This window comes from Lentzea albidocapillata, assembly GCF_000719115.1.
In the GTDB taxonomy this organism is placed as follows: domain Bacteria; phylum Actinomycetota; class Actinomycetes; order Mycobacteriales; family Pseudonocardiaceae; genus Lentzea; species Lentzea albidocapillata.
Window position 1 is genome coordinate 471,592 of the sequence record NZ_JOEA01000009.1, and the last position, 26,938, is coordinate 498,529.

The 26,938-nt window shown below is 65.6% G+C and carries 32 protein-coding genes and 1 pseudogene; 17 read left to right on the forward strand and 16 right to left on the reverse strand.

Going from position 1 to position 26,938, the window contains the following annotated elements:
• Positions 1-12: 12 nt before the first annotated feature.
• A pseudogene (locus tag IG04_RS48955) lies at positions 13-540 on the reverse strand (AAA family ATPase); the annotation flags it as partial.
• Positions 541-907: 367 nt separating this feature from the next.
• Between IG04_RS48955 and IG04_RS44015 the strand changes: the two are divergent.
• The 4 genes from IG04_RS44015 to IG04_RS0116165 are packed head-to-tail and all read left to right on the forward strand — an operon-like array spanning position 908 to position 4,615.
• The gene (locus IG04_RS44015; RefSeq protein WP_084401183.1) at positions 908-1,801 is read left to right on the forward strand and encodes a helix-turn-helix domain-containing protein; all 894 of its coding nucleotides are present in this window, start codon (positions 908-910) and stop codon (positions 1,799-1,801) included.
• A 5-nt stretch (positions 1,802-1,806) separates the two neighbouring features.
• Positions 1,807-2,310 carry an ImmA/IrrE family metallo-endopeptidase gene (locus IG04_RS0116155; RefSeq protein WP_144065338.1) on the forward strand — a complete coding sequence of 168 codons (504 nt, stop codon included), beginning with the start codon at positions 1,807-1,809 and terminating at the stop codon, positions 2,308-2,310.
• Positions 2,258-3,616 carry a DUF6545 domain-containing protein gene (locus IG04_RS0116160; protein WP_144065337.1) on the forward strand — a complete coding sequence of 453 codons (1,359 nt, stop codon included), beginning with the start codon at positions 2,258-2,260 and terminating at the stop codon, positions 3,614-3,616. Before IG04_RS0116155 ends, IG04_RS0116160 begins: the two co-directional genes overlap by 53 nt.
• Before the next feature lie 27 nt (positions 3,617-3,643).
• A complete protein-coding gene (locus tag IG04_RS0116165; protein WP_030477476.1) occupies positions 3,644-4,615 on the forward strand; it encodes an NAD-dependent epimerase/dehydratase family protein in 972 nt (323 codons plus the stop codon).
• Between the two features lie 215 nt (positions 4,616-4,830).
• Here the strand turns inward: IG04_RS0116165 and IG04_RS0116170 are convergent, their stop codons facing one another.
• On the reverse strand, positions 4,831-5,505 hold the full coding sequence (locus IG04_RS0116170) for a hypothetical protein (protein ID WP_169745996.1): 675 nt from the start codon (positions 5,503-5,505) through the stop codon (positions 4,831-4,833).
• Positions 5,418-5,705, reverse strand: coding sequence for an HC3 family zinc finger protein (locus IG04_RS45275; protein ID WP_144065336.1), 288 nt, complete (start codon positions 5,703-5,705; stop codon positions 5,418-5,420). Before IG04_RS45275 ends, IG04_RS0116170 begins: the two co-directional genes overlap by 88 nt.
• 251 nt (positions 5,706-5,956) lie before the next feature.
• On the opposite strand from IG04_RS45275, the gene IG04_RS0116180 reads away from it, so the two are divergent.
• Genes IG04_RS0116180 through IG04_RS0116190 form a run of 3 tightly spaced genes read left to right on the forward strand, consistent with a single transcriptional unit; the run spans position 5,957 to position 9,021 of the window.
• Positions 5,957-7,183 carry a transcriptional regulator gene (locus IG04_RS0116180; RefSeq protein ID WP_051769999.1) on the forward strand — a complete coding sequence of 409 codons (1,227 nt, stop codon included), beginning with the start codon at positions 5,957-5,959 and terminating at the stop codon, positions 7,181-7,183.
• Positions 7,171-7,707 carry an NUDIX domain-containing protein gene (locus IG04_RS0116185; protein WP_051770001.1) on the forward strand — a complete coding sequence of 179 codons (537 nt, stop codon included), beginning with the start codon at positions 7,171-7,173 and terminating at the stop codon, positions 7,705-7,707. The genes IG04_RS0116180 and IG04_RS0116185 overlap by 13 nt, the downstream gene beginning before the upstream one ends.
• Positions 7,708-7,752: 45 nt before the next feature.
• Entirely contained in the window at positions 7,753-9,021 is a 1,269-nt protein-coding gene (locus IG04_RS0116190; RefSeq protein WP_036014713.1) for a helix-turn-helix domain-containing protein, read from the forward strand.
• Positions 9,022-9,033: 12 nt separating this feature from the next.
• On the opposite strand, the gene IG04_RS0116195 is transcribed toward IG04_RS0116190, so the two are convergent.
• Entirely contained in the window at positions 9,034-9,675 is a 642-nt protein-coding gene (locus IG04_RS0116195) for an HAD family hydrolase (protein WP_030477480.1), read from the reverse strand.
• 48 nt (positions 9,676-9,723) lie between these two features.
• Entirely contained in the window at positions 9,724-11,091 is a 1,368-nt protein-coding gene (locus tag IG04_RS0116200) for a helix-turn-helix domain-containing protein (protein ID WP_030477481.1), read from the reverse strand.
• Between the two features lie 218 nt (positions 11,092-11,309).
• Here IG04_RS0116200 and IG04_RS48615 point away from each other — a divergent pair, with 218 nt between their 5' ends.
• Positions 11,310-12,062, forward strand: coding sequence for an LbetaH domain-containing protein (locus IG04_RS48615; protein WP_157512926.1), 753 nt, complete (start codon positions 11,310-11,312; stop codon positions 12,060-12,062).
• Positions 12,063-12,082: 20 nt separating this feature from the next.
• Positions 12,083-13,297: an acyl-CoA dehydrogenase family protein gene (locus IG04_RS0116210; RefSeq protein ID WP_157512928.1), complete on the forward strand. Its 1,215-nt coding sequence runs from the start codon at positions 12,083-12,085 to the stop codon at positions 13,295-13,297.
• Between the two features lie 31 nt (positions 13,298-13,328).
• Here the strand turns inward: IG04_RS0116210 and IG04_RS0116215 are convergent, their stop codons facing one another.
• Positions 13,329-13,787, reverse strand: a complete 459-nt coding sequence (locus tag IG04_RS0116215) for an NUDIX domain-containing protein (RefSeq protein ID WP_245816154.1) — start codon at positions 13,785-13,787, stop codon at positions 13,329-13,331.
• A 318-nt stretch (positions 13,788-14,105) separates the two neighbouring features.
• Here IG04_RS0116215 and IG04_RS0116220 point away from each other — a divergent pair, with 318 nt between their 5' ends.
• The 3 genes from IG04_RS0116220 to IG04_RS0116235 all read left to right on the forward strand — a co-directional run bounded on the left by IG04_RS0116220 (position 14,106) and on the right by IG04_RS0116235 (position 17,118).
• Positions 14,106-14,978 carry a helix-turn-helix domain-containing protein gene (locus tag IG04_RS0116220; protein WP_030477485.1) on the forward strand — a complete coding sequence of 291 codons (873 nt, stop codon included), beginning with the start codon at positions 14,106-14,108 and terminating at the stop codon, positions 14,976-14,978.
• 70 nt (positions 14,979-15,048) lie between these two features.
• On the forward strand, positions 15,049-15,900 hold the full coding sequence (locus IG04_RS0116225) for a helix-turn-helix domain-containing protein (protein ID WP_144065334.1): 852 nt from the start codon (positions 15,049-15,051) through the stop codon (positions 15,898-15,900).
• Positions 15,901-16,947: 1,047 nt separating this feature from the next.
• Positions 16,948-17,118: a hypothetical protein gene (locus IG04_RS0116235; protein WP_157512930.1), complete on the forward strand. Its 171-nt coding sequence runs from the start codon at positions 16,948-16,950 to the stop codon at positions 17,116-17,118.
• 5 nt (positions 17,119-17,123) lie between these two features.
• Here IG04_RS0116235 and IG04_RS0116240 read toward each other — a convergent pair whose 3' ends face one another.
• Entirely contained in the window at positions 17,124-17,426 is a 303-nt protein-coding gene (locus tag IG04_RS0116240; RefSeq protein WP_084401181.1) for a DUF2243 domain-containing protein, read from the reverse strand.
• A 306-nt stretch (positions 17,427-17,732) separates the two neighbouring features.
• On the opposite strand from IG04_RS0116240, the gene IG04_RS0116245 reads away from it, so the two are divergent.
• Positions 17,733-17,999, forward strand: a complete 267-nt coding sequence (locus tag IG04_RS0116245; protein ID WP_245816199.1) for a metal-sensitive transcriptional regulator — start codon at positions 17,733-17,735, stop codon at positions 17,997-17,999.
• 10 nt (positions 18,000-18,009) lie between these two features.
• On the opposite strand, the gene IG04_RS0116250 is transcribed toward IG04_RS0116245, so the two are convergent.
• The 3 genes from IG04_RS0116250 to IG04_RS0116260 are packed head-to-tail and all read right to left on the reverse strand — an operon-like array spanning position 18,010 to position 20,566.
• Complete coding sequence (locus IG04_RS0116250) at positions 18,010-18,813, reverse strand: sulfite exporter TauE/SafE family protein (protein WP_030477490.1); 804 nt, start codon at positions 18,811-18,813, stop codon at positions 18,010-18,012.
• Positions 18,810-19,181 (reverse strand): rhodanese-like domain-containing protein, encoded by a 372-nt coding sequence (locus tag IG04_RS0116255; protein WP_030477491.1) that lies wholly within the window; start codon positions 19,179-19,181, stop codon positions 18,810-18,812. The genes IG04_RS0116250 and IG04_RS0116255 overlap by 4 nt, the downstream gene beginning before the upstream one ends.
• Complete coding sequence (locus IG04_RS0116260) at positions 19,178-20,566, reverse strand: MBL fold metallo-hydrolase (protein ID WP_030477492.1); 1,389 nt, start codon at positions 20,564-20,566, stop codon at positions 19,178-19,180. Before IG04_RS0116260 ends, IG04_RS0116255 begins: the two co-directional genes overlap by 4 nt.
• A 189-nt stretch (positions 20,567-20,755) precedes the next feature.
• Here IG04_RS0116260 and IG04_RS0116265 point away from each other — a divergent pair, with 189 nt between their 5' ends.
• The 4 genes from IG04_RS0116265 (at position 20,756) to IG04_RS46500 (ending at position 22,514) form a co-directional block, all read left to right on the forward strand.
• A complete protein-coding gene (locus IG04_RS0116265; RefSeq protein WP_245816152.1) occupies positions 20,756-21,130 on the forward strand; it encodes a DUF302 domain-containing protein in 375 nt (124 codons plus the stop codon).
• A 17-nt stretch (positions 21,131-21,147) separates the two neighbouring features.
• Positions 21,148-21,777: a hypothetical protein gene (locus tag IG04_RS0116270; RefSeq protein ID WP_144065333.1), complete on the forward strand. Its 630-nt coding sequence runs from the start codon at positions 21,148-21,150 to the stop codon at positions 21,775-21,777.
• Between the two features lie 12 nt (positions 21,778-21,789).
• On the forward strand, positions 21,790-22,020 hold the full coding sequence (locus IG04_RS0116275; RefSeq protein WP_030477495.1) for a YgaP-like transmembrane domain: 231 nt from the start codon (positions 21,790-21,792) through the stop codon (positions 22,018-22,020).
• 197 nt (positions 22,021-22,217) lie between these two features.
• Positions 22,218-22,514 (forward strand): hypothetical protein, encoded by a 297-nt coding sequence (locus IG04_RS46500; protein ID WP_157512932.1) that lies wholly within the window; start codon positions 22,218-22,220, stop codon positions 22,512-22,514.
• Between the two features lie 267 nt (positions 22,515-22,781).
• Here the strand turns inward: IG04_RS46500 and IG04_RS48960 are convergent, their stop codons facing one another.
• The 6 genes from IG04_RS48960 to IG04_RS0116310 all read right to left on the reverse strand — a co-directional run.
• Positions 22,782-23,291 carry a methyltransferase family protein gene (locus IG04_RS48960; protein ID WP_051770008.1) on the reverse strand — a complete coding sequence of 170 codons (510 nt, stop codon included), beginning with the start codon at positions 23,289-23,291 and terminating at the stop codon, positions 22,782-22,784.
• 536 nt (positions 23,292-23,827) lie between these two features.
• Complete coding sequence (locus IG04_RS0116290) at positions 23,828-24,274, reverse strand: hypothetical protein (protein ID WP_030477498.1); 447 nt, start codon at positions 24,272-24,274, stop codon at positions 23,828-23,830.
• Positions 24,275-25,231, reverse strand: coding sequence for an ADP-ribosylglycohydrolase family protein (locus IG04_RS0116295; RefSeq protein ID WP_030477499.1), 957 nt, complete (start codon positions 25,229-25,231; stop codon positions 24,275-24,277).
• Positions 25,228-25,968 carry a hypothetical protein gene (locus IG04_RS0116300; protein WP_030477500.1) on the reverse strand — a complete coding sequence of 247 codons (741 nt, stop codon included), beginning with the start codon at positions 25,966-25,968 and terminating at the stop codon, positions 25,228-25,230. Before IG04_RS0116300 ends, IG04_RS0116295 begins: the two co-directional genes overlap by 4 nt.
• 48 nt (positions 25,969-26,016) lie before the next feature.
• The gene (locus IG04_RS0116305; protein WP_030477501.1) at positions 26,017-26,253 is read right to left on the reverse strand and encodes a hypothetical protein; all 237 of its coding nucleotides are present in this window, start codon (positions 26,251-26,253) and stop codon (positions 26,017-26,019) included.
• A gap of 102 nt (positions 26,254-26,355) precedes the next feature.
• On the reverse strand, positions 26,356-26,938 hold a 583-nt coding region (locus tag IG04_RS0116310), incomplete at its 5' end, for an STAS domain-containing protein (protein ID WP_030477502.1).

Genomic DNA, 26,938 nt, shown 5'->3' on the forward strand with positions numbered 1-26,938 from the left:
CTCGCCGACAAGGTGCTCGCAGTTGTCCAGTAGCAGCACCGCTTGTCGGGGAGCCAGGTGTTCGACGAGAAGGTCCTCGGCGGGCTCGGGAGAGTTCTCGCGAAGGCCGAATGCCTGCGCGATCGCGGGTGCCAGCCGATCCTCGCCCTCGCGCAGGTCGGCCAGGTGAACCCGACCGCACTCGAAGTCGCTGCTGCGGCTCATCTCGTGGACGAGGCGTTCCGCGACTCGGGTCTTGCCGACGCCACCAGGTCCGATGAAGGTCAGCACGCGAGCCGATCCGACGGTGTCGGCGCCTTGCCGCAGGAGCTGGCTTCTTCCGATCAAGCTGCTGAGTTCGCCGGGCAGCAGGCTTTCGTGCACTGAGACACGCACCCGTGGAGCGGGGACGTCGTGGCCGCCGGCGACGGCTTCCTCGTTCGTCGGTCGCTTAGTGATCATCATGTGCTTCCCCCAGAACACGTGCTGAAGTCGCCAGGCGCCCCTCGGGGTGCGACGAGTCTTCCGTAGGTCCGCGGACCCGGCTCCATGCATCTGCATTGGCGTGCAGTACGGGTCGCTTCGATGTCGAGCATGCGTCCGCACAACGGTGGCGGACCGCAGATTCAGTTAACTATCCTTTGGGGACGAAGCATCTTCGCTGGTCAACCTCAGTTTCGTTCGCCTCCCCGCGAAATGAACTGAAGTTGCATCACCCTTGGTCGCACCTTAGAGGACCTCCAAGTGGCTTGGCCAGTAACTGGTCGCACTCACCCATTCGGGTTAATGGCCGGTTCGATGTAAGCCCGTCGACCAGCTTCAACCTTGAAAGGTTGGCCGCACTGATGCAGTCTGAGTTAACCTCGACGTGTCTGGGGGAGCGACGGAGTACGTCGCTGCGGTTCAACTGGGTGTCCGTGGGGGATGCATGAGCGAGGTTCAGCGCGCGGCCGATGTGGTCCCTCGAACGCTGCACGGTCAGATCACGTGGCTGTTCGAGACGATCAGGCCTGCGGTCGAGGGGCAGCGGTACTGCGACACCAAGCCACATACGAACAAGGACCTTGCGCTGCATCTTGGCGTGTCAGCGAGCTACGTGAGCCAGCTGAAAAAGGGTACGAAGCCGAATCCGACGAAGGATGTTCTGGAGGGGATCGCCTCCTTCTTCGAGGTCCCAACGGCCTACTTCTTCAGTGACGCGGAAGCGGCGCGGGTCGAGGCGGCGATCCAGTACGACGTCGATCTTCGCCGGTTCAAGGACGGCGAGCTCAAGGAACTTCCGGTGAACCCGTCGAGCCCGCACTGGTTAGTCACCGGTGAGATGCCCGACAGCTCCCGACCGGTGTGCGAGCGTTTGAACTGGCTGTTCGATCATGTGCACTCGGTGCACGAACAGCGCCCGTACACCGAGGAGGAGGTGGCGGACGCGATCGGGGAGAAGCCCTGGCGCGTGCGGGGGCTCCGTAGCGGCGAGATCACCGACAACGATGTGTCCGTTCCTGTGCTGCGCAACCTGGCGGCGTTCTTCGGGCAGCGGCTCAGCTACCTCTACGCCGACGATCAGGACGTCTCCGGCGCCAAGTCGGAAGACGAGAAACTGCTCGAGCTCCTGCGGCAGGCAAAAAGTGATGAGCGCGGACTGCTCGGTGTCGCGTTGCGGACCTTGGAGGCCGACCCCCAGAACGCCGGCCGCAACAGCGGCCTGAGCAATGAAGCCAGCGCTCGAATTCTGGCAGGGCTGATCAACAGCCACCTGGAGATGGACAACCAGGTGCGCCTGAACTCGGCCTCTGGATCAGGACCCGACAAGGCGGATCGGTGAAGCACATGAACCACGACAACACCGACGCCCCGCTTGATCGCCGAACTCTGAGGAGGCGCGCTGCAGAGTTCTCCAAGCGGGTTCCGATCCCGATGCCGTGGAACGCGGACGAGTACGCGGGCCTGCTCACGGTGGAGTTCGGCAAGCCTGTGCGATTTCGGCCGCTGAGCGAAGAGGTCGCACCTCACGACCTGCCTGAGACCAATTTCAGCGGTGCGCTCATCGAGTCCGAGCACTCCATCACGATCTTCTTCGACAACAGGAGCGGACTGACCCACCAGCAGGACATCATCCTGCACGAGGTAGGGCATCGCGTCTTGGGGCACGTCGTCCACGACCAGGTTCTGTGCCGCAGCACCTTCGCCTCGCCGCGCGAGAACGAGGCAGAGTTGTTCGCCCGCGAACTACTCCATCGGGCACGGGGTCGTGACACCTTGCAACTCGCCCCACACGTCGATGATCCAGACGGTGTCAGGTCGCTCGGGGGAGCGCTGGCCGACATCGAGTAACACCGCACATTTACGCCTGGGGGGACGCGCGATGTGGTTTGTACTGGTAACGGGCTTCGGCATGCTGTGGTCGGCGCTGGCCGTGCTCGCTCACCTGCGCAGGGTCAAGCGGCGACCCGATGATCCGTCTGTGCCGGCCAAACGAGCGCTTCTGGCCGCAGCCGTGCTGGCCACGGTTTCCTATGCCCTGGCGATACCGCCGTTCACATCGTTGCTGCACGTTGACGGCATGTGGCTCAACTGGCCTATGATCATGACATTGGGCAATTCCACTGTGATCTGCGTGCACATGTTCTACCTGTTCTCCGTAGAAGAACGCGCGACCGCGGTCCGGATCGCACGTCGGGAATGGTTGATCTACGCGGTGCTGACCACCGCCGTCGTCGTCTTGTTCGCGATGAACCCCACTGCGAGCGACTACGACATCACGTCCGCGGGCAGGTACCAGACCGGGGGACCGGGCGATCCTTTCGCCGCCGTCGCCTACGTCCTGTCGATGGGCTTCGCAGGCGTGATGAACGTGGTGGTGTGTCGCCTCGGGTGGCGGTGGGTGAAGAAGGCCAGGGGAACGCGCTGGCTCGCGATGGGGCTCAACACCAACGCGCTGGGCCAGATCGGCGGCCTGTGCATGGTTCTGCACTCAGTCAGCTACAACCTCGCCCTGCTGTTCGGCACCGTACCGTCCTGGACGCAGAACGTCGTGGAGACCCCGATCAAGGGCATCGCGGGCCTGCTGACCATGCTCGGCCTCAGCGCCACCGCACTGAGCCTGTGGATCAAGAACAGCCGGCTTGTCGTCTGGGCGCACGCCAATCAGGCCCGCCGCCGGCTCTACCCGTTGCACCAGCGGATGTACGCGGCCTTTCCGTCCATCGTCGTCGACCCGCCGCCCTCGTCGGCCGTGAAGGACTTCCTGCACGTGCGCGACGCCAGCCGCCAGCTGGGCGATCGCCTGGTCGAGCTGTGGGAAGGCCGTCTGCGCATGCGGATTCCGTACGGCACCCGCGCCATAGCTGACAAACTCGCCCGCGAGGAAGGGCTGAGGGGACCCGCGCTCGAGGCCGTCGTGGAACGTGCGTGCCTCGAAGTCGGATTTGAGGTAGCCCGCACAGGCACAGAGGTCCGCGTCGAACTCTCGACCGCAGACGAGGCGTCACGTCTTACGAGACAAGGCGAGAAGGCTGCAGAGGTGCGCTGGTGGCAAGAGGTGCATGACGCACGCAAGTCGCCGGTCGTGGCGCAGATCCGAACTCGCGCGCCAGAACTCATCCGAGCCTCGGCAACCAGCGGCGCAGCGACGAGCTGACGACGTGCGAATCCACGGAGGAACAGCGTGAAAACGATCGTCGTCGGAGGAACCGGATATCTCGGATTCCACGTTGTCGGCGCGTTACTACGCCATGGCCACGACGTCAGCGTTGTCGGACGTAGCCACAACTCCAACCTGCCGAGCGATGTTGAGTTCTACGAGGGCGACGCCAGCTCACTGCCGCAAAGCGACTGGAAGCCGATCCTCAAGGGACACGAGGCACTCGTGTTCGCGGCAGGAGTCGATAGCCGCGCTCAAGCGTCTCGGCCAAGTGGCGCCTACTTTCAGCACCACAACGTCGACGCGGTCGGCCGGATGATGGAAGCCGCGAGGCAGACTGGAATCACGAGTGCCGTCATCCACGGGTCCTACAACATCACGTTGAATCGGCAACGCCCAGAGCTCGGGCTACCTGATCGTCACCCGTACATCGCCAGCCGCGCAGACCAAGCGATCCAGGCGCGGAAGGCCGCAGGAGGTTCGTGCTCCGTGGCAGTCCTGGAAATCCCGTACGTCTTCGGCGCGACACCTGGTCGGCCGAGTCAGTTCGAGTACATGTTGCCGTGGTTTCGCGGTGAGACGAGCTTGCCGCTCATGACGCCTCCTGGCGGCACCGCACTCGTCAGTGCGGCTGCGATCGGGGCAGCGAGTTGCACAGCCCTGACCTCACGGCTCGAGGGCGACTTCCCTGTCGCGCAAGCGAATCTTGAGTGGACTGAGCTTGTGTCACGGCTCGCGCGTCTCGCAGGACACCCGAACCCGGACGACGTTCGGCAAGTGCCCGCACGAACTTTCCAGAGGTTCATGCGTTTCAACGGCTTCAGGGATTTGGAGCGCGGAGTGGACACCGGCCTCGACTACGCACACTACGGCGAGCTCTACACCAGCAAGATGTTCGTTCCCACGTGCCTGCCAGAGCTGGGCATCACCGACGACGATCTGGACTCAGCACTGCGCGAAACTGTCGGGGCTCCGCCACCCACCTACGCGCAGTGACACGAAGCCCGACACCGATCCGAGGTTCAGCCGGTCACTTCGTCTAACGTCCAGAGAGCGTGGTGAACGTGTCGGTAGGCACTAAACGGAAACGCTTGTTGCTTAAGGTCTCGTGCGGGCGTTCAACGGGAGAACGGTAGCCACGGTCCCGACCCGGAGCACGAAGTCGCGGTCAACGCCCCTGGTGTTCGAAGCATCTCGCCACGCGGCGATGCTCAGTCGCTGAACGTTCTTTCCTGCACGGCCTGGTTGGCTGGATCATCGGACTGATCGTCGCAGCACCGTAGAGCTTCGGTGAACCAGCGCGCGTGTCTCTCCAGCTTGCGTGCGACAGCAGCTACGAGGACGACCAGGACTTCGAACGTGCCTTCACCACAGAGGAGCGGGATGCTTTCCTCGATCGCGACGGGGTCGGCCGTCGCGTATGCGGAGACGAAGGTCGACGCTGCCCGCACGTTCTGTTGCCACGCGTCACGATCCTCGGGATCGATGTCGCCGGGCAGGGAGAACGAGATCGGGAACCTGATCGGCGATCGCAACTGGTCGCGTGGCACGCCGTCGAGAAGGATCTTGGCCATGATGCCGGCGGCCGCGACCACCACCATCCGCTTGTCTGCCTGGGAGATGATGAGTTGAAGCGCATCCTCGACTCCATCGGGCTCGGCCTTCAGCTGGTGCCCAATCGCACGCAAGCACAGGTGCGCGCCGCGTTCGCTGATGTTGCCTTTCTGAAGCCGAGCCTCGTCTTCAGCGATTTGGTCGATGCCCGAAGGCGGACATGCCGGTTCGTCGGGAGTAGCGGTCATAGCTGCAACACCAGCTCCGTGGCAGCCGACGAAATGGTCCTGCCAGTCGAGTTGACCTTTGTCGAACTTCCTTGCCGTGGCCAAGGCCGAATGCCTTCGGCATCTCGCCACGCGCGGTCGCAGATCTGGCATGTGGGCCACCACCGTGCGTGCGGCGGCCAGACATCGGAGCCTGCAGTCAACTCGATGTCGCACAGGCTGCGACCTACAGCGTTCGGAACGAGAGTCCGGGGTATCGCGTGGCGTTCACCGTCGTGCGGCTGCCACTTGAAGTCTCTAGGCATGTCCGGTCACTTCCCGAGCGTGTGCGGGCTTGGCAGACATCCACACAAGACGACGCTGCGAGAGAGGACCAGATCATCAATCTGCCATCGCCTATCAGGAATCTGTCATTCGATGGCTCTGACCTGCGCGAACGATCGGATGCACCGATTGGGTGAAACGAAGGTCCTTCGGCTGGAATGCCAGCCTGGGACGTGTTCCAAGCTAGGCTGGCCAGCGACAATACGCCCGATTCAGGCTCAGGGAGTGACCGATGCCGACTCCGAGATCCGGCCTGGCTGAGCTTCGTCGGGCTCTGGGGCTTACCCAGGAGAAGCTGGCCGAGGCGGTTGGGGTCAGTGTTGGCACCATTGGGCGTTGGGAACGGGGCGAGACCAAGTCGCTATCGCCAGTTTTGCAACCGCTTCTAGCGAAAGCGCTTGGCCTCACCGGGACGCGGGAGCTGATCATCATCCTGCGGCCGCGCGCACAGGAGCAATCGGCTGGTGCGCCCAACTCTGGCCAGTGGGGCATCAGCGAGCCAGCCGATCTGGCGCAACTCGACCCTGTGCAAAGAATTCAACTCGCGGCGCAGGCGTTTCAAAAAACAGACCGCCGCGTGGGTGGTGGTGTCCTCTATCTGGGTGTCGTGCAGTACCTGAACCAAGAGGTTGCACCTCAGCTTCTCAACGTGGGTAATGCGTCGGCTGACGCCGTCCGGTTGTTCTCTGCGGCCGCCTCGATGACCGAGCTTGCCGGGTGGATGGCCCACGACGGCAGCGGCGACGATGCAAGGGCGCGCAGCTACTTCGACCGAGCCTTCAGGCTCGCGTCCGCTGGAGAGAACGACTTGCTCTCAGCAAACGTATGTGCCTCCATGTCGCACCTAGCCATCGAGCTTGGGCAGCCGGACGACGCGATTCGCATAGCTACCAAGGGATTGGCGCGGGCTGGTGACCATGAGGGTGCTTTGAGGCTGGTGGCCCGCCTGCATGCGATGCGTGCCAGGGCTTTTGGTCTTGCGGGCGAGCGTCGGCCTTGCACGGAGGAGCTCAATGCAGCCGAAGCGATGCTGGACATTTCGGCGGGAGAGCAGAGCGCCGACTGGATCACCGGTTTTGACGAGGCGTCCTTGGCCGGCGAAGCCGCCCTCTGCTTCCTCGACCTGGCCGAGTACGAAGAGGCCGAACACCAGGCTAGGGAGGTGATCCGGCTGCGGTCCGGGGATCGTGTGCGTAGCCGAGTGTTCGGTCAGCTCACCTTGGCCAAGGTCCTTGTGGGTGCTGGGCGTGTGGACGAAGCCGCAGTGGTCGGGACCGAGGTCTGTGGCACAGCCTCATCACTCAGTTCAGGCCGAGTCGTCCGTCGGCTCGATCTGTTGGCACGTAACCTTGAAGGTGCGCGCCGCGTGCCCGAGGTCGAGGTGTTCCTGGCTGCCCAGGGGGCCGGAACGCGCGGAACAGGAGCACAGGAAGGTCGAACTGCGACGTGGCCGATCTGACCGGGAAAGATCAGTTCGCATACTTCGCGGAGGGAAACGCCAGACAGGCTCGCAAACGAGTCGCGGCTGACGTCCTTCTTCGTGATGAACAAGGACGGGTCGTACTGGTCAACCCGACATACAAGGCCTTCTGGGATCTGCCGGGTGGTATGGCGGAGAGCAACGAGCCGCCGGCCGTCGCAGCTGCGCGCGAAGTGCTGGAGGAGCTTGGCGTCCAACTCAGTATCGGGCGGGTCCTGCTGCTCGATTGGGAAGCACCGCACGGTCCATGGGACGACCAGCTTGTTTTTGTCTTTGATGGTGGCGTTCTGGGGCCGGACTTGCTGAAGGCGCTGCGTGTGAGCGATCCGGAGATCAGCGAGTTCGAGATCGTCGAAGTAAGCGAAGCGCTGCGGCGGTTGAGACCTGACATGGCCAACAAGCTTGAACGTGCGCTGGCTGCCGCGGAGTCGGGAACGTTCGACTACGCCGAGGAACAGAAGTTCCTCGGCGGAGATGCGGGCCTGGGACAGGTTCCAAGCTAGGCTCGCCATCAACAATGCGGCCAGATCTTGCACTTGGGGAGACCGATGGCGACGCCTAGAACGGAGCTGGCCGCGCTGCGTGGCGCCCTGGGTCTCAGCCAGGAAGACCTGGCCAGGTTGGTGGGCGTGAGCGTTGGCACCATTGGGCGTTGGGAGCGTGGCCAGACCGCGAAGCTGACTCCCACTCTCCAGCCGCTCCTGGCGAAGGCGCTGAGGCTCAAGACCGTTGGGGAATTGCTGCGGGTGCTCCACCCTCACGGGCCATCCTCCGTGCCGAACACGTCCGGTGCCAAGGAAGCTGCCGGGATGGCGTCGAGCTCGCAGGGAATGTCCGTCCGCGGCAGTGATGATCTGGACCGCGTGCACGCGGTGGTTCCCCGGCTTCGGCGAGTTCTGGACGCGTTCGATCTCCCAGAGGACGGACCGGCGCGACCTTTGGAAGAGATCGCCGCAGACGTAACACGCATCAACGAACACCGTCTGGAAGCACGCTACGGCGTTCTGGCAGACCAGCTTCCCGGGCTGCTCGCTGAGCTGGCACGGGCAAGCCAGGTGGTGAAGAGCGACGAGCAACTACATCAAGCAGCCGCGCTTCGCACCCTTGTGTTCCGTGCTGCGGACGGAATCGCTTTCAAGTTCGGGTATCTGGACCTTTCGGCTCGCCTCATCGACCTCATGCGACAGTCAGCTGCGGCCGCGAACGACAGGTTGCTGGTGGCAGCGTCGGAGTATGTCCGCACCGAGACGTTCTTCGCCAACGGCGACCTTGCTACAGGCGCTCGAGCCCTCGTCGCAGCGGCTGACGCGGTGGCTCTGTCCAATCGAGACCGGCCAGACGTGGCCGCGGCGTACGGATCTCTCCACATGAGGGCTGCAGTGGTTGCAGGAAGACGTGGTGATGGCCGGGCGGCAACGGACCATTTGCGGGAGGCTCGGCACGCCGCCGACAAAGTGCGCGAAGGCATCTACCGCGGCACGGCGTTCGGTCCGCATTCGATCCGCATCCACGAACTCGCTGTGGCTGCTGAGCTGCGCGACCCCGTCGGAGTCGGACGAGCTTCGGCGTGGCATCCGCCTTCGGAGTTGCCGGCAGAGCGGCGCTCCCATTACTACATCGATCTGGGGCGCGCTCAGCTCAACCTCGGGCGACACGACGACGCGTATGCGTGCATCGAGAGGGCGCGGGAAGCTGCTCCTCAACACACACGGGAACATCCGCAGGTCAAGTGCACCCTCGGTACGCTTCTCCAGCGTCGCCCAGGAAACAGCAGAGTGGTCGAGCTCGCCGCGTGGGCAGGCGCACGAGCGATCTGACTCGTTCGAAGCTCAGCTGGTCAACAGCGCGGGAAGCTGGTCCAGCGAGTCGATCACCCAGTCGGCATCCCGTTGAACGAGCGGATCGCCGGCCCACAGATGGCCCCAGGGGCCGCGACGGATCAGCACCGTTCGGAGACCGGCGGCTTTCGCCGCGACGACGTCGTTGTCCCGGTGATCGCCGACGTACACGACTTCAGAAGCAGGCTTCTGAGCCGCGGCGACGACCCGATCGAAGAACTCCTTCTTGGGCTTCGCGACACCCCATTCCCCGGAGGTGGCCACGTAGTCCGCGGGCAATGTGAGGGCACGGAGGAGTTCGCCGGCCCGAGCTGTCTGATTGCCGGCGATTCCAACCCACAAGCCGAGGTCGCGCAGGTCTGCGAGGCCTGAGCGCACGTCCGGATACAGATCGTCTTCTTCGATTCGCTCCCCGAGCCCCGCGTCCTCTCGCAGCTGTCGCTCGCGCGCCACGTCGAAGCCGGGGCGGAAGTACTGGAAGGTTTCGGCGTTGTCCCGTCCGGCCGCGGTCACGGCACCTAGAACGGTCGAGAACGTGTGGCGCGAAACGCCTATCCAGTCCGCCCACGCACCCCACTCGCGCGAGTCGTCCAAGAGCGTCTCGCCGACATCGAACACAACAGCACTGACCATGTCTCACTCATACGGCATCGAGCCCGTCCGAGCGAACCCGTGACAGGGCTATGCGACAGCGCCAGTACGACGAGCGAAAGCTTGCAGGCCTGGCATGGAGCGCGCGGTCGGGTGCTGCAGCAGGCTGGTGGTGATGCGCTGGATCGGTTTGCGGTAACGGACCTCGTCCTGGGACGCCCGTTCTGCGGAGAGCAGTGCCCGATAGCTGAGTTCGGGTTTGTTCCACTCGTGGAAGGCGTGGGCGACGTCGGACCAGTAGCGGGCGCGGCGCTCCGCGAGAGGGATGGAGGTGGGGTCGATCTGCTTCGCAACCTCGATGGCGGTGCCGTAGTCACCCAGGGCTCTGGCCACGCTGATGCGGTACAGCTCGACGCCGGTCGGGCCGAACGCGGTGAACCGGTGGTTGGCGTCGGAGCCGAGGCGCGCGGCGGCCTCGACCGCTTCGGCGGTCAAGGAACGTGCAGTATCGCGATCTCCATCGACGGCCGCGGTGTACGCGGAGGTGGACAGCAGAGTGCCGTACACCGACAGGTGTTCCGGACCTCGATGCAGTTCGGGTTGCAGGGTCCCGATGGTGCTGAAGATCAGGCGCTGCGCGGTGTCGGCATGTCCGGTGCGTCGCAGAACGATGGCCCAGGCGCGGTGCGCGGAGGCTTGGGCGAGGAGGTCGTCCGAGTCGTGGGCCGCCTGCATCGCCCGGTCCGCGGTGGTCCACGCCAGCTGCCCGCGGTCGAGCTTGACCATCAGCTCCGATGCCAGTGTGTACGCGTCGGCCAGCAGGGCGTTGGCGGAGGAGATGTCCTCGTCCCCGGCCCGCGTGGCCATCGCCGTTGAGACGAGGCCGGGCAGCCGTGTCGCGGCGTCGGTGTAGCGGCCGAGCTGGTAGACCGATCGCGCCTCGGCGACGTCGGCCCGAAGCTGGGCGATGGCGACCGGCGTGGCACTCGTTGCGGGTGGATCGAGCAAGGCGCGCTCGAGCGTGCTCACCGGATCGGCTTCGGCCGAGGACATTGACCCGGTCCCCAGCACGGAGGCGCCAGCCAGCCCCGTCAGTCCCGCCAACAGCGTGCGACGACGCATGGGATCTGTCTCCTCGTCCGGCACCAAGTTGACGTTGACCCTAGCGACGGGACGCGGTGCGTGCACGGACCGTGATGTGGTGTCGGACAGGCCGAGCAGGTGCGGCGGGATCTGCAGGGCGGTGGCCAGGGAACGGAGCACCTGGACGTCCCGCAAAGGCTGTTTGCCGCGCTCCAGCCGGGACAAGGTGGAAATGGAGTAGCCGCAACGCTTGGCCAGCTCCTCAAGGGTGAGCGGAACAGCCCGGCGGACGGCACGGACGATCGCGCCGAGGTCACCGGAATCGACAGCGGCGCGGACCTCGTCGGTCTCCCAGATCGCACAAGTCCGATCCATGTCCGGCCCTCCTCACCCAGAGCAGGACTTATGAGCGTACCCAAACGATCACAGACTGTGCCAGCCGGTTTGCGCACCTTGCAAATGAGTGGTCGACCTCAGCAACTCCGCTGGTCAGCGAGATAGCAGAGGCCGTGTCCTGGGCGTCGACGCGGTAGGTCTCCACTCCTGCCGCGGGGGAGGGGACAATGATGAGCAACACCACAACCGTGCAAGAAATGACCGCGTCAGAACTTGAGCGCGCTGGCCTGCTGCACGTCGAAGGCCACGCGGTGATCAGTCGGTTTGCGTTGTTCGTACCGGTCGACGAACTGGGTACAACGCGGCCGGTCACGGTCCACGCTGGTGCCGTGATCGGGCCGTTCGCCGTCGTGCACGGCGGCACCACGATCGGTGCTCAGGCACGTGTCGAGGAGCACGCGGTCGTTGGCAAGCCTGAGCTCGGCTACGCGGTCAGGAAGATCCGACCTGGTGTCGGCGGCGGCACGGTCATCGGTGCGGGGGTGACGGTTCGCTCCGGCGCGGTTGTGTACGCAGAGGTCGGCATTGGTGTGAACTCCATGGTTGGGCACCACACGCTGCTGCGCACCGCCGTGCAGGTCGGCGCAGACACGCAACTCGGCCACCTCCTGACCGTTGAGCGCGGCACCCGCATCGGTCGTGACGTGCGCTGTTCGCCCGGCTCTCACATCACCAGCGCGACCGTGATCGCCGACCGAGTGTTCCTTGGTGCCGGCGTGCGCACGATCAACGACAAGACGCTGACGTGGCGTGACCCGCACCGCGAGCCCTCTCTCGCGCCGCCGCGATTCGAGGCCGGAGCGAAGGTCGGGAGCGGCTGCGTCGTGCTGGCCGGTGTGACGGTCGGCGAGCGCGCTCTCGTCGGAGCGGGATCGGTGATCACTCGCGACATCCCGCCAGGTGCATTGGCTTTCGGGCATCCCGCTGTTGTGCGTGGGGAGGCATCGTGAGCCCGATCCTGGCGAGGGAGGTGGCCACGGCGCACGAAGCGATCACGGCCTGGCTGAGGCCGTTGCGGCGCGTGCTGGACCCTGGCGGCCTGGTCGACTGGGCGCGATTGGAGGCGTTCGCAGATGCACTGGATCGGGCCGTAGGGGCCTACCCCGTGGAGGCGGAACCGCCGGCAGGGGGCGAACGCAGCAGGCGCCTCCGGACGATTCGGCGAGACCTGGCCGCCTCCGGCCTCGCAGGACCGGAGGGCGATCCCGCGTTGTTCCACGTGCTGGTGCAGTTCGTGTGCGGCTATCGCGACATCGATCTGCGCGATTCTTTCGGGCTTGGTCACGGGTCGCTCATCGCCGACCACGGCAGTCCGGGGGTACGGCAGAAGTGGATTCCGCGACTGCGGGCGGGGGAGTTGGCGGGGATCGCCATCACGGAGTGCCATGGCGGATCTCGTCCAGCGGAAACCCGCACCCAAGCAGTTGCAGGACCAGGTGGAACGTGGCTGGTGACGGGTCGTAAGACGTGGATCAGCCGGCTGAACGAAGCGGCCGTGTTCGTGCTGTTCTTCCGAACACCTGATGGTCGCCTAGCGGCTGCTGCGGTCGACGCCACTGAGGAAGGCCTTCGTCGGCAGCCGATTCCACCGACTGGGCTTGCCGGCTGGGCGTGGGGAGTTCTCGAACTCGACGCCGTGCCGATCAGGCGGGACGACGTGCTGGACGGGAGCGGGATGAGGCTGCTGCGTCAGCACTTCGCCGGCTATCGACCACTCGTCACGGCCACCGCGCTAGGTGGCGCTGCCGCTGTCTTCGACACCGTGACCGCCAGGCTCTCCGCCCGGCAGTTCAGCGGAGAGTTGCCTCGGCTGCGGGATTCCGCACTGATAACCCTGGGGCGCGCACACGTTCAACTGGCGACTGCCCTGCTCGGCACCGTCATGGCGTCCAACGTCGCCGAGGCAGGAGGCGCGGAAGCGGAGCTGTGGGGCGCCGCGACGAAAGCGCACGGCATCGACGTGGCCAACACGACCGTCGCCGAGCTTGCGCTGCTGCTCGGTGCGTCTGGCTTCCGTGCCGATTGCCAAACGGCCAAAATCCGTCGCGACCTGAACGGACTGCTCTACGCGGACGGAATCCATGACAGCCTCTACCGGGCTGCGGGGAAACACCACGTCGACGGAGCGAAAACGACGGTGCCCCCGCCTCGCAGTCGGCTCGAGTCCGCAGCGCGGACTGCGTAAGGAGAAGCTGGTAGGCGGCGGTGGGTCGCGATCAAGCGACTCGCTGTCCCTGCTCGCACAACGCGGTCGTGCCTTGCTTCGCAGCCTCCAATGCGACGACCAGGCGGTCGGAGAGGAGCGGCTTCACCTTGCCGCGGGCTTCGTCCATCGTGTGGAGTCCAGCCGACAGGATCTCGCTGTCCGGAAACGCCAGGCCTACCAGGTCAGTCTCGTCCAGCACGCCGCCGTCGAACACGAAAATCACGCCTTCAGGACGTGAGTCCTGAGGGCGCACGTAATCCACCACCAGCAACCGCCCCAAGGGCCTCTCCCAGCCCAGCTCTTCAGTGAGTTCGCGGGTCGCGGCCGCCCAAGGGGACTCGTCAGCGTCCACCGCGCCGCCAGGAATCTCCCAGTTGTCCTTGTAGGACGGCTGGACCAACAGCACCCGGCCCGCGTTGTCGTGGAAAAGCACGCCAGCCGCCATACGCTTTCGGGCCAGCGTCTTCACGTATTGCTCCACTGGGAGGACCTCAGTGGCAGGAGTAGACGAGTGCGATGCGGTCACGCCGGCACCCTAGCCAATCCTGTGGAACCACTTCCCGTTGGGGAACTCGCGACTCCGCTTGCCCAACTTCGGGGACGGCGAGGTAATCACCCAATCGTGTCGCCCGTGCCGTTTCGTCCGGTCCTTGCAGCTCAGAGGCAGCGAATGTGAGTTTGCTGCCGGATCCGTGCGAGATCGGCGGTCTGGTGCACGACTGGATCAGGCCGGTTAGCTGAAGGCGCAACAGATCGGGTGTTTTGCCAGTCGCCGCAAGGAAAAGGGATGCCGAAGCGATTCTCCACGGCCAAGGGGCGCGAGTTTGGCGCCAGTCTCCGTCAGACCATCGAGAGCACGGGCTACAGCTCACGTGAACTCGCCGGTGTCGTTGGCTGGGACGAAGCCAAGCTGTCGAACGTGGTGAACGGCAGGGGTGGAGCTGACGACGTCGACCTTGCGCTTTTGCTCGGCGTCTGCCGACTCAAAGCCGCCGAACGCAAGCACCTGCAGCGTCTCTATCCGACCATGGGTGAGAAGAACTGGTTGCAGCAGCACGGGATCTGCCCGCTGGCTTGGCCCCGGACGCTGGCCGAGAATCTCGCTGCGGCCGACACCGTCACCACCTGGAATCCACACGGATTGCCTGCTCTGCTTCAGATTCCGGGCCACATGAGTGCTGAGATCACCGCCTCGTCCACTGTCCCTGACAAGGAACTGGACGGATGGATCGCAGCTCGCCTGGAGCTGAATGACCAGCAGTTCCAGCTACGTGGCCTGACCTACACGTTTTACCTGCACGAGCTTGCCCTTGCGCTTCCCGTCGGTGGAGACGAAGTCCACGTCGAGCAGCTACATCACATGCTGCAGATGTCGGTCCGACCTGAGATCAACATTCGAATCGTTCCTGCGGCCTTGGGTGCCCATCCGGGCATGAGGGGGCCGTTCACTCGCTTGACCTTCAAGGCCCACGGACCCCTGGTGTGCATCGAGAACGACACGTCCACTGTGTTCGTGGAGGACAAGGCCGCAGTCGAGGGCTACGGGAAGGTTGTTACGGCACTCAGTGAGTCCAGTTTGGACTGCGAGGGCTCGAAGCTGCTGATCATCGATTTCGCAGAGCGGCTAGCTGCTGGAGCCAATGGGCCGATAGCTGAGTGACTGCGCGCCGATGGTCCGGTCGTCCTTTGTCTGGCTTCGGGGAAGCTGAAACGCTCCCCACCGCAACATCTTGGAATTCACCATGCCGAAGGATTTCCGGGCCACGACGCTCGAACGCGCCATCGGGCGGCAGTTGGCCGGGTGGCGCGACGAGCGCGAGCTGAGCCTCGCCGAGGCCGGCCAGCGCGTGGGCTTCAGCAGCGCCAAGCTGTCCATGATGGAGAACGCGGTGCAGCCGTCGGCTTCCGTGGACGTCATGGCGCTCGGGTACGTCTACAAGGTGCCCACTCCAGAATGGCAGGCCGTGGTGCTGCGTGTGCAGTCCGCAGAACGGGCGCGGGCACGTTCCGCGGGCGACGACGTGGTGTTCGATCCGGCGGCGGACTTCGCGAATCTGGTGTCCGAGGCGACGTTGCTGCGGTCCTTTACTCTCGATCTGATTCCGACGGTGCTCCAGCTTCCCGGGTACACGAACGCGGTGCTGCAGTTGGAAGATCCAGTGCGCACAGCACGGCTGGCGATGGTGCGGGAAGTGTGGTTGTCGCGGTTGAACGACAAGGATCCGCTGATGGTGCAGGCGGTGTTCCCCGAGGCAGTGCTGCAGAGCATCGTCGGCGGGCCGCGGGTGATGAAGGCACAGTTGTTGCATCTGATGGAGGTCAGCGAGCATCTGGCGGTGAGCGTGCGCCTGGTGCCAAGCAGTGCGGGAGCTTATCCGGCGATGGGCTCTCCCTTCACGTTGCTCGAGTTCCCTCACCGGCAGCACAACGACGTGGCATATCTCGAGACTTTCCTCAAGGCTGAGTACGTCGAGGAGCCAGAGTTGACAGCCCAGTGTGCGCAGCGGTTCGCGAGCTTGCAGGACGCGGCGCTAGGGACAGGGGAGTCGCTGGAACTCATCGCAGAGGCCGTTGCCTATTGAGAACATCAACGTCGTGCGGGCTCTGATTGCTGAGGTCGTGACCAGGGACTTGAGGTAGGGCCGACCAGGCCGCCGGCGTGGTCGGCCTGATAGCGGTGGATCAGTCGTTCGTGATCTTGAGGCCCACGATGCCGCTGACGACACTGACCGTGCTCCCCGACCGCGAGCACGTTTCTGCAAGTACGTGGTACGCACCGAGGGCGCATCGGGCTGAGCCGACGCCGGTCACCTATGCGAACACCCCTGGATGCTCTGCCTGCCGATCTGCCTGGAACACCTCGACGAGGAGATGGAACCGTGATCGCGGGCATTCTTGTCTTCTCGGGTGATTGCTGACGGACCTGGACGCGTGCCGCAGCCGCGCGAAGACGTGCGTTCGCCGCAGCACCAGAGCGAGGGACGGCGCCGTCCGTGAGATTCTGATCGATGTCAAGCCGGTATGACAACGACGGTTGCAGAAGCTTGGATGGCGACCGTGGCTGACTTATGTTCGTGATGCCATCCGGCACAGAATCGAACCTATGTTCGATGGCGTTCGGGTGTTGCGGGAGCTGGGCCACGTTCGGGAGCAAGGCGTGGAGGTCTGGATCGAACGAGACCAAGTCTTCCCGGCGATGTTCACACGTGGCTCGAGGCCGCCAACGCTGCTGACGCGCGAGAAGGGCTTCATCCTCCGCCGAGAATCCCCGGGATCTTGTGGGCCTGGCTGAACACGACGACCGGCCGGTGTGTCCGGTACGTGACCTTCGAGCGGGAAACCGCGATCGACGTTCTGCCAATGGCCCGGCCTGTGCTGGAGACGAACCTGCAGCGCCGCTACATGCAAGGCGAGGTGCCGCCGTACTGAGGAGGGCGAGTTGGACGCTTCGGCGCGCCCAGCCCGGTGGGATCGGAGCAGGCACGAGAAGGTCGGCATGACGGACACCGCCCAGGTATAGGAGGCCGAGGCCGATCGTTCACCCGCTGCCCTCGCCTACGACGTCGAAGTAGCTGTAAGGGACGGTGTTTCGTTGCGCGAAGCCCGACTGCAGCAAGCCGCTGTACCGGATGAACAACGAGACCGGCGAGACGATCCTCAACGGCAGGGTCGCGCACATCCACCCGCGCCGGCGGGGCGGTCCTCGTTGGAAGGACGAGATGACCGCAGAGGACAACCGAAGTGCGGACAACCTCCTGCTGTTGTGTGAAGAGCACGCGTTCGAGATCGACGACACCTAGGAGCACTATCTGCCCGATCGGATCTGGTGCAGGCCCCACAACTTGTGCTGCACGATCCCGTCGTAGAGCTGGAAGAAACCCGCCCCCGGCAAGCATCCGGCAGCGAAGGTCAAGCCATCGAACGCCTGGTCGCGCACGAGCCCCACGATCAGCAGCAGCGCGGTGACCATGGCGAACCAGCTGAAGGCGTGGAACAGCCCGTCTGAGACCAAGCCGATGTCCGTCGAGGACTTATCGTAGAAATGATGCCAGTGCAGGAGTTGATGGAAGACGACCTCATTGACGAACGATACGGCACCAAGCCCCAGTGGTACCCCGCCGTCAGCGTCCGGGCTCGTCCGGAATCCCGCATCACAGGTGCTTGTGCGGCCATTGCTGTCCGGTCCTCAGGTTCGCGTCGGCTCGGTCAGATCACGAGTGCCCAGGGCGCACTGTTCTAACCGGCTCTGTTCCACGCTGTGCCGAGTCCTTTGGTGACGCGACCGGCACTCAGGCTCTGCAACATGGCGCGCTACCGCACAGCGCTCATGCCTCCGGGCAGGTCGCGAGGCTGGGGCCGGTGTCCGGGTATGATACCCAAGGGGGTATATCGACATCGGAGGTAAGTCGTGGATCTGGAGCTGGCCGGTGAGGAGTTGCGGTCGGTGTTGAACCGGCTGCGTCGAGCTCAGGGGCAGATCGCCGGGGTGATCCGGATGATCGAGGAGGGACGCGACTGCGAGGCGGTGGTGACGCAGCTGGCGGCCGTGTCGCGGGCGTTGGACAAGGCGGGATTCGCCATCATCGCGACCGGATTGCAGAAGTGCATCGCCGAGGGGCAGACACCTGACGGCGAGGACATGAGGAAGCGGCTGGAGAAGTTGTTTCTGTCGCTGGCCTGACGTCCTCGCTTCAGCGGAATGTGTTGATGGCCGCTTCGGTGAGCATGAAGGCTGCGACGGCGAGCAGCACGATGGCGAAGACGCGCTGCAGCGCGCGGGCGGACAGTTTCGAGGCCAGGCGCTTGCCGTCCCAGGCGCCGAGGATCGCGGTGGCGGCGAAGGGGGCCAGAACGCCCCAGTTGAGGGCGGTTGGGGTGGTCACCAGGCGGGTGGTGAGCGCGACCGCCGAGTTGGCCACGATGACGAGCAGGCTGGTGGCAACCGCGGTGCGCATGCGTAGTGAGAGTGTGGCGATTAGGGCCGGTACGGCCAGGAAGCCGCCGCCGACGCCGAGCAGGCCGGTGACCGCGCCGAGACCGGCCCCGGCCGACAACGCCTTGGCAGTGCTGGTGCGTGTGGCGGTCGCCACGGCGCCTTCACCCCGATCGTCGGCGTGATCGCGATCGCCCGGAGAGGCGTTGGTCTTGTCGCGGAGCATGGTGATGGCGGCCAGGGCGGCGATCACGGCGAACGCGGCGGTGAGTGCGGGTGCCGGGATGCGGTGAGCTGCGATCCCGGCGGCGACCGCGGTGGGCAGGCCGGCGATCGCGAACAGCCATCCGGTGCGCCAAGCGACTTCGCGGTACTGGCGCATCAGGGCCGTCATCGAGGTGGCGGTGACGATGAGCAGGCTCGTGGTAGCGGCTGCGGCCGGCTCCAAGTGCAGCAGGTAGACCAACGCCGGAACCGCGAGTACACCGCCTCCGCCGCCGAGCGCGCCGAGCGCGAGGCCGACGATCGCTCCAGCGACGAGGGCGAGGATCAAGGCACTCACGCGACCATGCCGTTCCCGCCCCGCTCGTCGACAACAGGCAACCCGGCCTGTTGCCACACCTGCATCCCGCCGACGACGTTGAAGACGGTGTGGCCACGCTCGGCCAGGATCCGGGAGGCCACGCCGGAGCGGGCCCCGGAGCGGCAGATCGCGAGGACGGACCGCTGACGGAGATCGACGGGCAGCTCAGCTCCGTCACGTAACTGCGACAGTGGCATGTGGACTGCGCCAGGGGCGTGGCCGGCGGCGTACTCGTCGTCTTCACGGACGTCGAGCAGGACTGCGGTCCTGGCGGTGACGTGCTGGTAGGCGAATGCCGGGTCGACTTCGTCCGGCGTCGTCGCGCCGTGGAGCGGGGGAGTGGTCATCGGGCGTGTCGCTTCCGCTCGTCGGTGCGGATGGTGAGGCCGTCGAGGTCGCCTGCGGCTCTGTAGTCGTCGTCGATGGCGACCACGTCACGACCTGCGGCGTCGAGCAGGGAGGCGCCGATGGCGGCGCGCATGCCGCTGGCGCAGTGCACCCACACCCGCCCCGGCGGTACCTCGTGCACCCGTTGCGGCAGCGAGTGGATCGGGATGTGCACCGTGCCGTCGATACGGCTCTGGTCCCGTTCGGAGTCGCGGCGCACGTCGAGCACGACCGGGCGCTCGCCACCGGAGAGCGCGGCGGCCAGATCACCGAAGCTCGCCCTGGGGAAGGAAACGGGCTTGTCGCCGTCGGGCACCCAGTCCTGCGGGGCACCGACTCCGGCGGCGGCCGGCCGGTCGATGCCTACCCGCACGAGCTCGCGCTGGGCCGCGGCGACCTGCTCGGCGGACTCGCCCAGCAAGGTGACCGGCTTGTTCCACGGCATCAGCCATGCCAGGTAGGTAGCGAGCGAGCCGTCGCCTTCGATGTTGACCGCCCCTGCGACATGGCCGTCGGCGAACGCGATCCGCGACCGGAGATCGACGACCCATTCCCCTGCTGCGAGCCGCTCGGCGATCTCGGCGGCGTCGGCGCGTCGCGGGGGCGTGAGGTCGACTGGGGCAGGGCCGGTGGCGTTGATCGGTCCCATGTGGGTGTAGTAGGCGGGCACGTCGTCCAACTGGCTGAGCAGTTGGATCACGAAAGTGTCGACATCGCTGGTCAGCGCTTCGTTGGACTGCTTCTCCGCGCCGATGGTGGTCGACTCGCCCTGGGCCTGCGACGACGAGCAGAAGCTGCCGAACCCGTGAGTGGGCAGCACCGGCACCGAGTCGTCGAGTTCGTCGGCAAGCCTGTGCGCCGAGGCGTGCTGTGCTCGCGCGAGCGACTCGGTCAGCCGGGGATCGACCAGGTCAGGACGGCCCACGGTGCCGATCAGCAGCGACCCTCCTGTGAACACCGCGACATCACGGCCGGTGTCAGCCAGCACGTAGGAGGTGTGGTGAGGAGTGTGGCCTGGAGTGGCCACCGCCCGTAACGCCAACCCGTCGGCAAGGTCGATGACCTCACCATCGGACACCGCGGTGTGGTCGAAGGCCACTCGCGCCCCGGCGGGCACCACGTACTGGGCGCCGGTCAGCCGAGCCAGTTCCAGCCCGCCGCTGACGTAGTCGTTGTGCACATGGGTTTCCACGACCCATCCGATGCGTACCCCTTTGCGGGCCGCCGCGGCCAGCACCTGGTCGACATCGCGGGGCGGGTCCACCGCCACCGCCACCGCGTCCGAACCCGCGAGGTAGTGCCGATTGCCCAGGCCCTCGACCTCGATCGTCTCGACGAAGTGCACGACTGGAGTCCTCCTCTCGCCTCAAGATACCCATAGGGGTATCTTCCACAGTACCGGATACCACCAGGGGTATACACGAGTCACTGGTTGACACCGGCCGATACGCCTGGGGGTACCCCGAGGTCGACGAGTGGACACAGCTGAGTGCGAAAGGCGGGAAGATCAGTGGGGTATGACCGGAGCGTGCGAGTGGACGCCGGGTTCGCCGACACGGTGGAGGCGGTGCGCGGGGCATTGGCAGAGCAGGGGTTCGGGGTGCTCACCGAGATCGACGTCACCGCCACCCTCAAGGCCAAACTCGATCACGACATGGAGCCATACCTGATCCTCGGCGCCTGCAACCCGCCGCTGGCCCGGCAAGCCCTGGATGTCGACCGGGCCATAGGCTTGTTGCTTCCCTGCAACGTCGTGGTTCGGGCCGACGGCGACGGCACGTTGGTGCAGGCACTCGATCCGGCCACGATGGTCGAGCTGACGGGTCTGCCCGATCTGGCACCCGTGGCCGCCGACGCGGCACGCCGCCTGGATGCCGCCCTGTCCAGTCTGGGCGCCGGCACCGGGTGACGAGTACGCAGGACTCGGTGGCTCCTGTTCTGCAGTTGCCGCCATCGCTGGCGGCGGTCGTGGCCGCGGCGCTGCTCGTGGTGATCGCGGCCGCCATGGTGTGGGCGTGGCGCGTACGGTGCCGACCGCGGCATGGCTGGCCGTCCGTGGCTGCGACCGACTCGGTCGTGGCGGGCGTGAGCGCGGCGTTGGCGATGGTCCCGATTGGACTCGTCGTGTCGGCGATGGGGTTCGAAGTCAACCGCTACGGGCGACTCGTGGCCTCTCTGTTGACGGGCTCCGACCGTGGGGTCGGGCTGCTGGCGCTGCATGTGCTGATCGGCATCGTCAGCGCCTGTCCTCTCGTATTGCTGTCCTTGACCGGTCTCTGGCCACAGAGCTTGTCTCGTCGACTGGCGCTCAGCCTGCTCTACGGCGATGGCTACTGGCTTGCTGTCAACGCGCTGGCGCTTCCGGTGTTGTTCGGCCATGACCATCCGTGGGCGCGAGGCATCTCAGGGGTCTGGCCGAGCCTGCTGGTGCACCTCGTCTACGGCATCGGAGTCGGGGCGGTTCTGCACCTGCGGCGTCAGCCCGTCAGTCCGCCGTCCGCCGCCGTGGCCTGTGTTGTCACAGACATCCCGTCTTTCCCAGCGGGCAATTCCTAAAAGGAGCACATCGTGAGACTCGTTCGATTCCTTGGCAGCCAGGCAGGTCGTGCGCTGCGCGTCGTTCTCGGACTCGTCATGATCACCGTGGGGACACTCGCCGGTGGCGGTTGGTTGGTCCTCGCCGCGGCGGGATTGCTGCCCGTTGCGGCTGGGGTGTTCGACTTCTGCCTGATCGGCCCGCTGCTGCGACTTCCATTGAAGGGCAGGCAGTTGCGGGCACGGTTGGCTGCTCGCGCCTGATCACCGCCGGGGAACATCACAGACCGGAACCAGCTCAGAACGGTTGCGAGTCTTGGTGTGCCATGGGACTCGGGGACGTCGTGCCCGGACATGACCGCCGGGTACGACACCCACCGCGCCTCGTCAACCTGGTTGCCACGAGCCCGATTCCGCATCACGAGCAGTCGCGTCGGCATCCCTCTCGCTGCGATCACTTGATGCTGATCGCAGCGAACAAGCCGCCTCCGATGATCACCGCGATGACTGCCATTGCCACCCAACTACCCCAGGACGCCAACGCCAAGACCGTCACCGCGGCCAAGATCATCACCGCGAGCAGCACCGGCAGTCGAAGCAGCCCGTCGCTGCTGAACAAGATACGACGCATCACTCGACTCTTGCACAGTGCACGATCACCCAGTCGAACCGACCCGCGCGGCTCGGCACGGGATGCGGCGGGGATTCCGCAGCGGGTGGTCCTCCTCAGCGCCTCAGCAATGCGCTCAGCCGCTTGAGCAGCGACGGGCCCCGGCCCGGCGACTCGCATTGGCACCGCTGAGCGGTCGGCAACCCACCGAGCACCTGCTCGACGTGTTGGCCACATCCGGCATAGGTGGCCTTACCGCACGTACTGCACGTCACCCGGCGACACATGTTGAACGCCCTCCGTCGAAGTTCTGTCTGGGCAACTATACCCCTAGGGGTATTTATCAACCAGCGTCACCTCTCTGACCACGGGAAACCGGTGGCTGCGAACACTGCTCGCGCACCTGAGTCTCACTTCACGAACTCGGCATCTGTGGCGGACGAGTCACGCGCGCGAAAGCACACGGGCGTGGCAGGAACCGCCCAGTCCGCTGGGCATAGGACGGGTAGTCGGGAAACCGTCGCCGCAAGTGCGACTCTTCCCAGCGTGTCTTCACCACGATCACGACGACCAGTGCGATGAACACGACGGTCCGCAACACACCTGGGGCTACCAACGCCCACCCCAGCGCCGCTGCGAGCAAGCCCGTGTACATCGGATGACGCGAGAACCGATACGGCCCACTCGTCCGCAACTCCGCACGGCTGTTCGGCAACGGTGAGGCAGTCAGGCCCCGCCCCAGAACCACGGCCGTCACGGCCATCAACACGACCCCGCCGACCACTGCTGCCCACCCTGCCCAACGCACCCTGTCAGGAGCGACCCAGCCACTCGCCGGCGCAACGACCAAGGCGGCCAGGAGAACGACCTGCAGACTCACCAGCAGGGCCGCCACGCGCTTGTCGCGAGCTGGTTCCGACACCATCGCTGCACCTCGCTTCTTTCGACTACGGTTCTCAAAATACCCAGCCGGGTATATCAACCGCAGGTTTGATCCACGTGCGCGATCCTCCTGGCGGCGCCGCGATCTGCGGGAACGATGCCGAATCGTCCGAAATCTAAGATCATCCTCGTCGCCCGAAGGGACAGGGCTCCGGCTGGATGTCGCGCGGCGAGTGCGGCGACCAACGCAACGGTTGTTGGTCTGACGTTTCTCTGGAAGCGGCACCTCACCCCGTACGCAAGTCCTTCGACGTCTTACGACCGTTGCGCGTGAGTCCGGGAATGCGCACAACGCGGAGATTAGGGGATGAACCCCTGAGATCTTCCAATTGTCAGCGGATTCTCACGCCATCGAGTGAGGTCGTGAACCTGGCTCGTCACTGCATGGAGGCGTGTCCCGCTGCAGCGCGGTGTGGCTAAGCTCGTTGGCGTAGAAGTTCAGAAACTGAAGGTTGAGGCCTCCGCTGGCCCACCCGTCTTGCTGTGCAGTTTCAACCAGCTCGCGGAAACTAGCCGTGTTCAATGTTTCCTCTCGGTCGGTGCTGAGTGTGCGTAGATATAGCCGACAATGATTCCGGTCTGACGCAAGGCGCGAGGGTTGCCGCGCAGTCTCGTTCGAGTCAGCACTTCGTCGGTAACTTCCTTCTGCTGCCGCGTACCACCGACATACAAGGGGCTGATCACGACGAGCCCCGCGTCCGCGCGGATGACGTCGGGCAGAGGGTCGGCTGCTGGCATCGTGTCTCCTCCGCTGCCTGAGATCAATACTGACTCTGGCAGCCCGGATGAGCGATGATCAATCGAGTTTCGCGAGACCGACTGTGTGGCGGAGTCGTTGTCCTGCAAGAGTTCCACCTCGGCGACGGCGAGCATGCCGGACATCAGGAACTCGTCGTTGAACTTGATCCGTGGCGCTCCGGCCACTGCGCGCTGGCGAAGCACAGTCAAGCTCTTGGGGATGAGCACTCAAGCGTTGGGCAGCTTCGTGGCGGCGAGTTGGTCGGCGAGTCGGTACAGCGCTGCTGCGGTGGGGAAGCGGCGCAGCCAGGACTGGGGAAACGCGGTGCCGCCGGAGCGTGCGCCGGCGAGAGTTCCAGCCATGCTGGCGATGGTGTCGGTGGCACCTCCGGCCCGGACCGCGTAGCGGATGGCGTCGGCGGGATCGTCCGGGTTGCGCAGAAATGCCAGCAGTGCGAGGGGGACCGACCCGAGAGCGGAGCTGTCGTTGCCCAGGATTCGGGCGGCACGCGCGGGATCGGCGCTGTCTGCGAGACGGCTGACGCGGTCGAGCTGTTCGCGCCACAGTTGTGACGGCAGCACTTCGACGATGTCGCGGAGGAACTGATAGCTGTCCAGCGACTGAGCAGGGTTGCTGTGCAGCGCGAGGTAGACGGCGGCTGCCTGGCATTCGGCGCCGTGTCTGCCGTGGGCGTGAGCGTGGGTGATGGCGGCACTGCGGAGCGCGAGTTTCCTGGTCTGCTGCACGCTGGTGCCCACCAGCGCAACGGGTGCGACGCGTGCGGCAGCGCCGTTGCCCTGCGAGGCCTGCGCTTGCAGGAACGCCTTCGCGGCGCTGCTCCACGCCACGCCCGCGTGCAGCAGGCCGAACACCGGCGGGGTGCCGGAGTCGAAGCCCCGCCATGGTTCGCGTTTCCACGCCGCGGCGAACTCGCGGGCGAGCGCGTTCTCGTCGAGGACGTCGGTGTCGTGCCCGGCGGCGAGGTGTTCGGCCAGCACGATGGTGAGCACGGTGTCGTCGGTGTGCACCAGCTGGCTCGGTGCGCGTTCTTCGGCGGCCAGGGTGTCGGCGTCCACGGTGGTGTGGCCTTGGAACGGTGCGCCGAGTGCGTCGCCGAGCCCGGCGCCCAGCAGCAGCCCGCGGCGTTTGTCCGCATGAGTGACGTGAGTGGTGGAGGCGGTCATCGAAGATCACCAGATTTCAGTGCGGCGTTGTGGAGCACGATTCGGTAGAGCGGCTGCGCGGGGCCGATCCGGTGCGTTCCCGCGGGGAAGAGATCGGTTACGCCGTCGACGGTCGAGAGGACCGGAGCGGCCAGGCGCACGGTCAGTGGTTCGCGAAGAGGCCGGATCGGGCCGGCCTCCTCGCTCACCGCGCAGGCCAGCATGCCGCCGGGGATCGGGCTGACCGCCAGCGCTCGGGCTTCCTGAGCGAAGGCGCCGGAGGCGGTCGAGCAGTGCATGCGTCCGGCGAAGTGGGCTGCCTGCAGCACCGTGCAGGTCCTACCCTCGCCGAACTCGACGGTCAGCGCCGGTTCCGGCTGCAGCAGCAACCGGAGAGACTCGTCCAGGTCGAACACGTCGGGAAGGACCACCGGAGCGTTCCAGGCCGCGGCACACCGCTGAGCCGAAAGGGAGACGGCTGGTGTCGCGGCGACGACCAGTCTCACTCGCCGGGCGCGCGGTGTCCGGCCGAACACCGGCGCGGGGGAGACGTCGAGCAGGTCGAGCCCGGCGTGCTCGGCCAGCGTGCGCAGTCCCTGCAGGACATCCAGGCTGGTGGTGTCGGTTTCCCGAACCAGCGCGATGACGCCACCTCGGGCGATGGCGAGCGGTGCGGGATGAGGGCGTCGGCCGGCGGTGGCGGCGAGCAGCATCCGCACGGCGGCGACCGGGGGCGGTTCGGCGGTGGGACGGGCCAAGGATCTCCGTTCGCGGGAAGCCTGCTCGGACGAGGGGAGGCTGGTGGTTCAGTCCGCTGTGTACGGCAGATCCGGCAGGTTGGCCAGGACGTCCATGACGGAGACGTAGGAGCGCTCGGACAACTGAACCAGCGCGGCGAAGACAGCGGGCCGGGCCTGGCAACGCAGGGCCGCGTCCAGCAAATCTGTCACAGTGGCGGCGCCGGAGAGAAAGGCGTCCTCGACACAGTCGATGATCTCGGTCTGCGTCAGAACGGGTTCGCTCGTGGTAGGCACGGCTTCCATGACCCTGACTCTACTCTAACGTTAGTGTCGTGTAGAGTCCGTTTCGCCTGTTATGGGCGAATGCGAAGGGGTGGCACCTGCAGATGCCGCCCCTTCGCGTTGTCAGTGTGATCCGGCGAGCTGTCCTGACAGCTTGGTGTGCAATCGCTCGCTGTGCGGGTTGAGACCGATGATCTCGGCTTCGATGCCGCGAGAGGTGAACTTCGCGGTCACGGCGTCGAGCGTGGCGACTGCGGAGCTGTCCCACACGTGCGCGTCGGACAGGTCGATGACTACCTTCGACACGGTGTCGGTGTAGTCGAAGGAGTGCATCAGTTCGTTGCTGGAGGCGAAGAACAGCTCGCCGGTGACGGCGTAGACGCGGATGGTGCCGTCCGGGTCGAGCACGCTGGAGACGTCGACGAGGTGCGCCACGCGGCGGGCGAAGAAGATCGCCGAGAGCAGAGCGCCCGCGATGACGCCCAGTGCGAGGTTGTGGGTGGCGACGACCGTGCCGACGGTCACGACCATCACGGCGGTCTCGCTCTTGGGCGCACGGCGCAGCGCGGCCGGCTTGATGCTGGTCCAGTCGAAGGTGCTGATCGATACGAAGACCATGACCGCGACGAGTGCCGCCATCGGGATCAGGGAGACGACCGGGCCCAGGGTGAAGACCAGGATCAGCAGGAAGACACCGGCCGCGAGG

Coding starts and splice junctions, on each gene's coding strand:
- IG04_RS44015 (WP_084401183.1), top strand. CDS start 908: ATGAGCGAGGTTCAGCGCGCGGCCGATGTGGTCCCTCGAACGCTGCAC.
- IG04_RS0116155 (WP_144065338.1), top strand. CDS start 1,807: ATGAACCACGACAACACCGACGCCCCGCTTGATCGCCGAACTCTGAGG.
- IG04_RS0116160 (WP_144065337.1), top strand. CDS start 2,258: ATGATCCAGACGGTGTCAGGTCGCTCGGGGGAGCGCTGGCCGACATCG.
- IG04_RS45275 (WP_144065336.1), bottom strand. CDS start 5,705: ATGCCTAGAGACTTCAAGTGGCAGCCGCACGACGGTGAACGCCACGCG.
- IG04_RS0116180 (WP_051769999.1), top strand. CDS start 5,957: ATGCCGACTCCGAGATCCGGCCTGGCTGAGCTTCGTCGGGCTCTGGGG.
- IG04_RS0116190 (WP_036014713.1), top strand. CDS start 7,753: ATGGCGACGCCTAGAACGGAGCTGGCCGCGCTGCGTGGCGCCCTGGGT.
- IG04_RS0116195 (WP_030477480.1), bottom strand. CDS start 9,675: ATGGTCAGTGCTGTTGTGTTCGATGTCGGCGAGACGCTCTTGGACGAC.
- IG04_RS0116200 (WP_030477481.1), bottom strand. CDS start 11,091: ATGGATCGGACTTGTGCGATCTGGGAGACCGACGAGGTCCGCGCCGCT.
- IG04_RS48615 (WP_157512926.1), top strand. CDS start 11,310: ATGACCGCGTCAGAACTTGAGCGCGCTGGCCTGCTGCACGTCGAAGGC.
- IG04_RS0116220 (WP_030477485.1), top strand. CDS start 14,106: ATGCCGAAGCGATTCTCCACGGCCAAGGGGCGCGAGTTTGGCGCCAGT.
- IG04_RS0116235 (WP_157512930.1), top strand. CDS start 16,948: ATGAACAACGAGACCGGCGAGACGATCCTCAACGGCAGGGTCGCGCAC.
- IG04_RS0116255 (WP_030477491.1), bottom strand. CDS start 19,181: ATGACCACTCCCCCGCTCCACGGCGCGACGACGCCGGACGAAGTCGAC.
- IG04_RS46500 (WP_157512932.1), top strand. CDS start 22,218: ATGCTGATCGCAGCGAACAAGCCGCCTCCGATGATCACCGCGATGACT.
- IG04_RS48960 (WP_051770008.1), bottom strand. CDS start 23,291: ATGGTGTCGGAACCAGCTCGCGACAAGCGCGTGGCGGCCCTGCTGGTG.
- IG04_RS0116295 (WP_030477499.1), bottom strand. CDS start 25,231: ATGACCGCCTCCACCACTCACGTCACTCATGCGGACAAACGCCGCGGG.
- IG04_RS0116305 (WP_030477501.1), bottom strand. CDS start 26,253: ATGGAAGCCGTGCCTACCACGAGCGAACCCGTTCTGACGCAGACCGAG.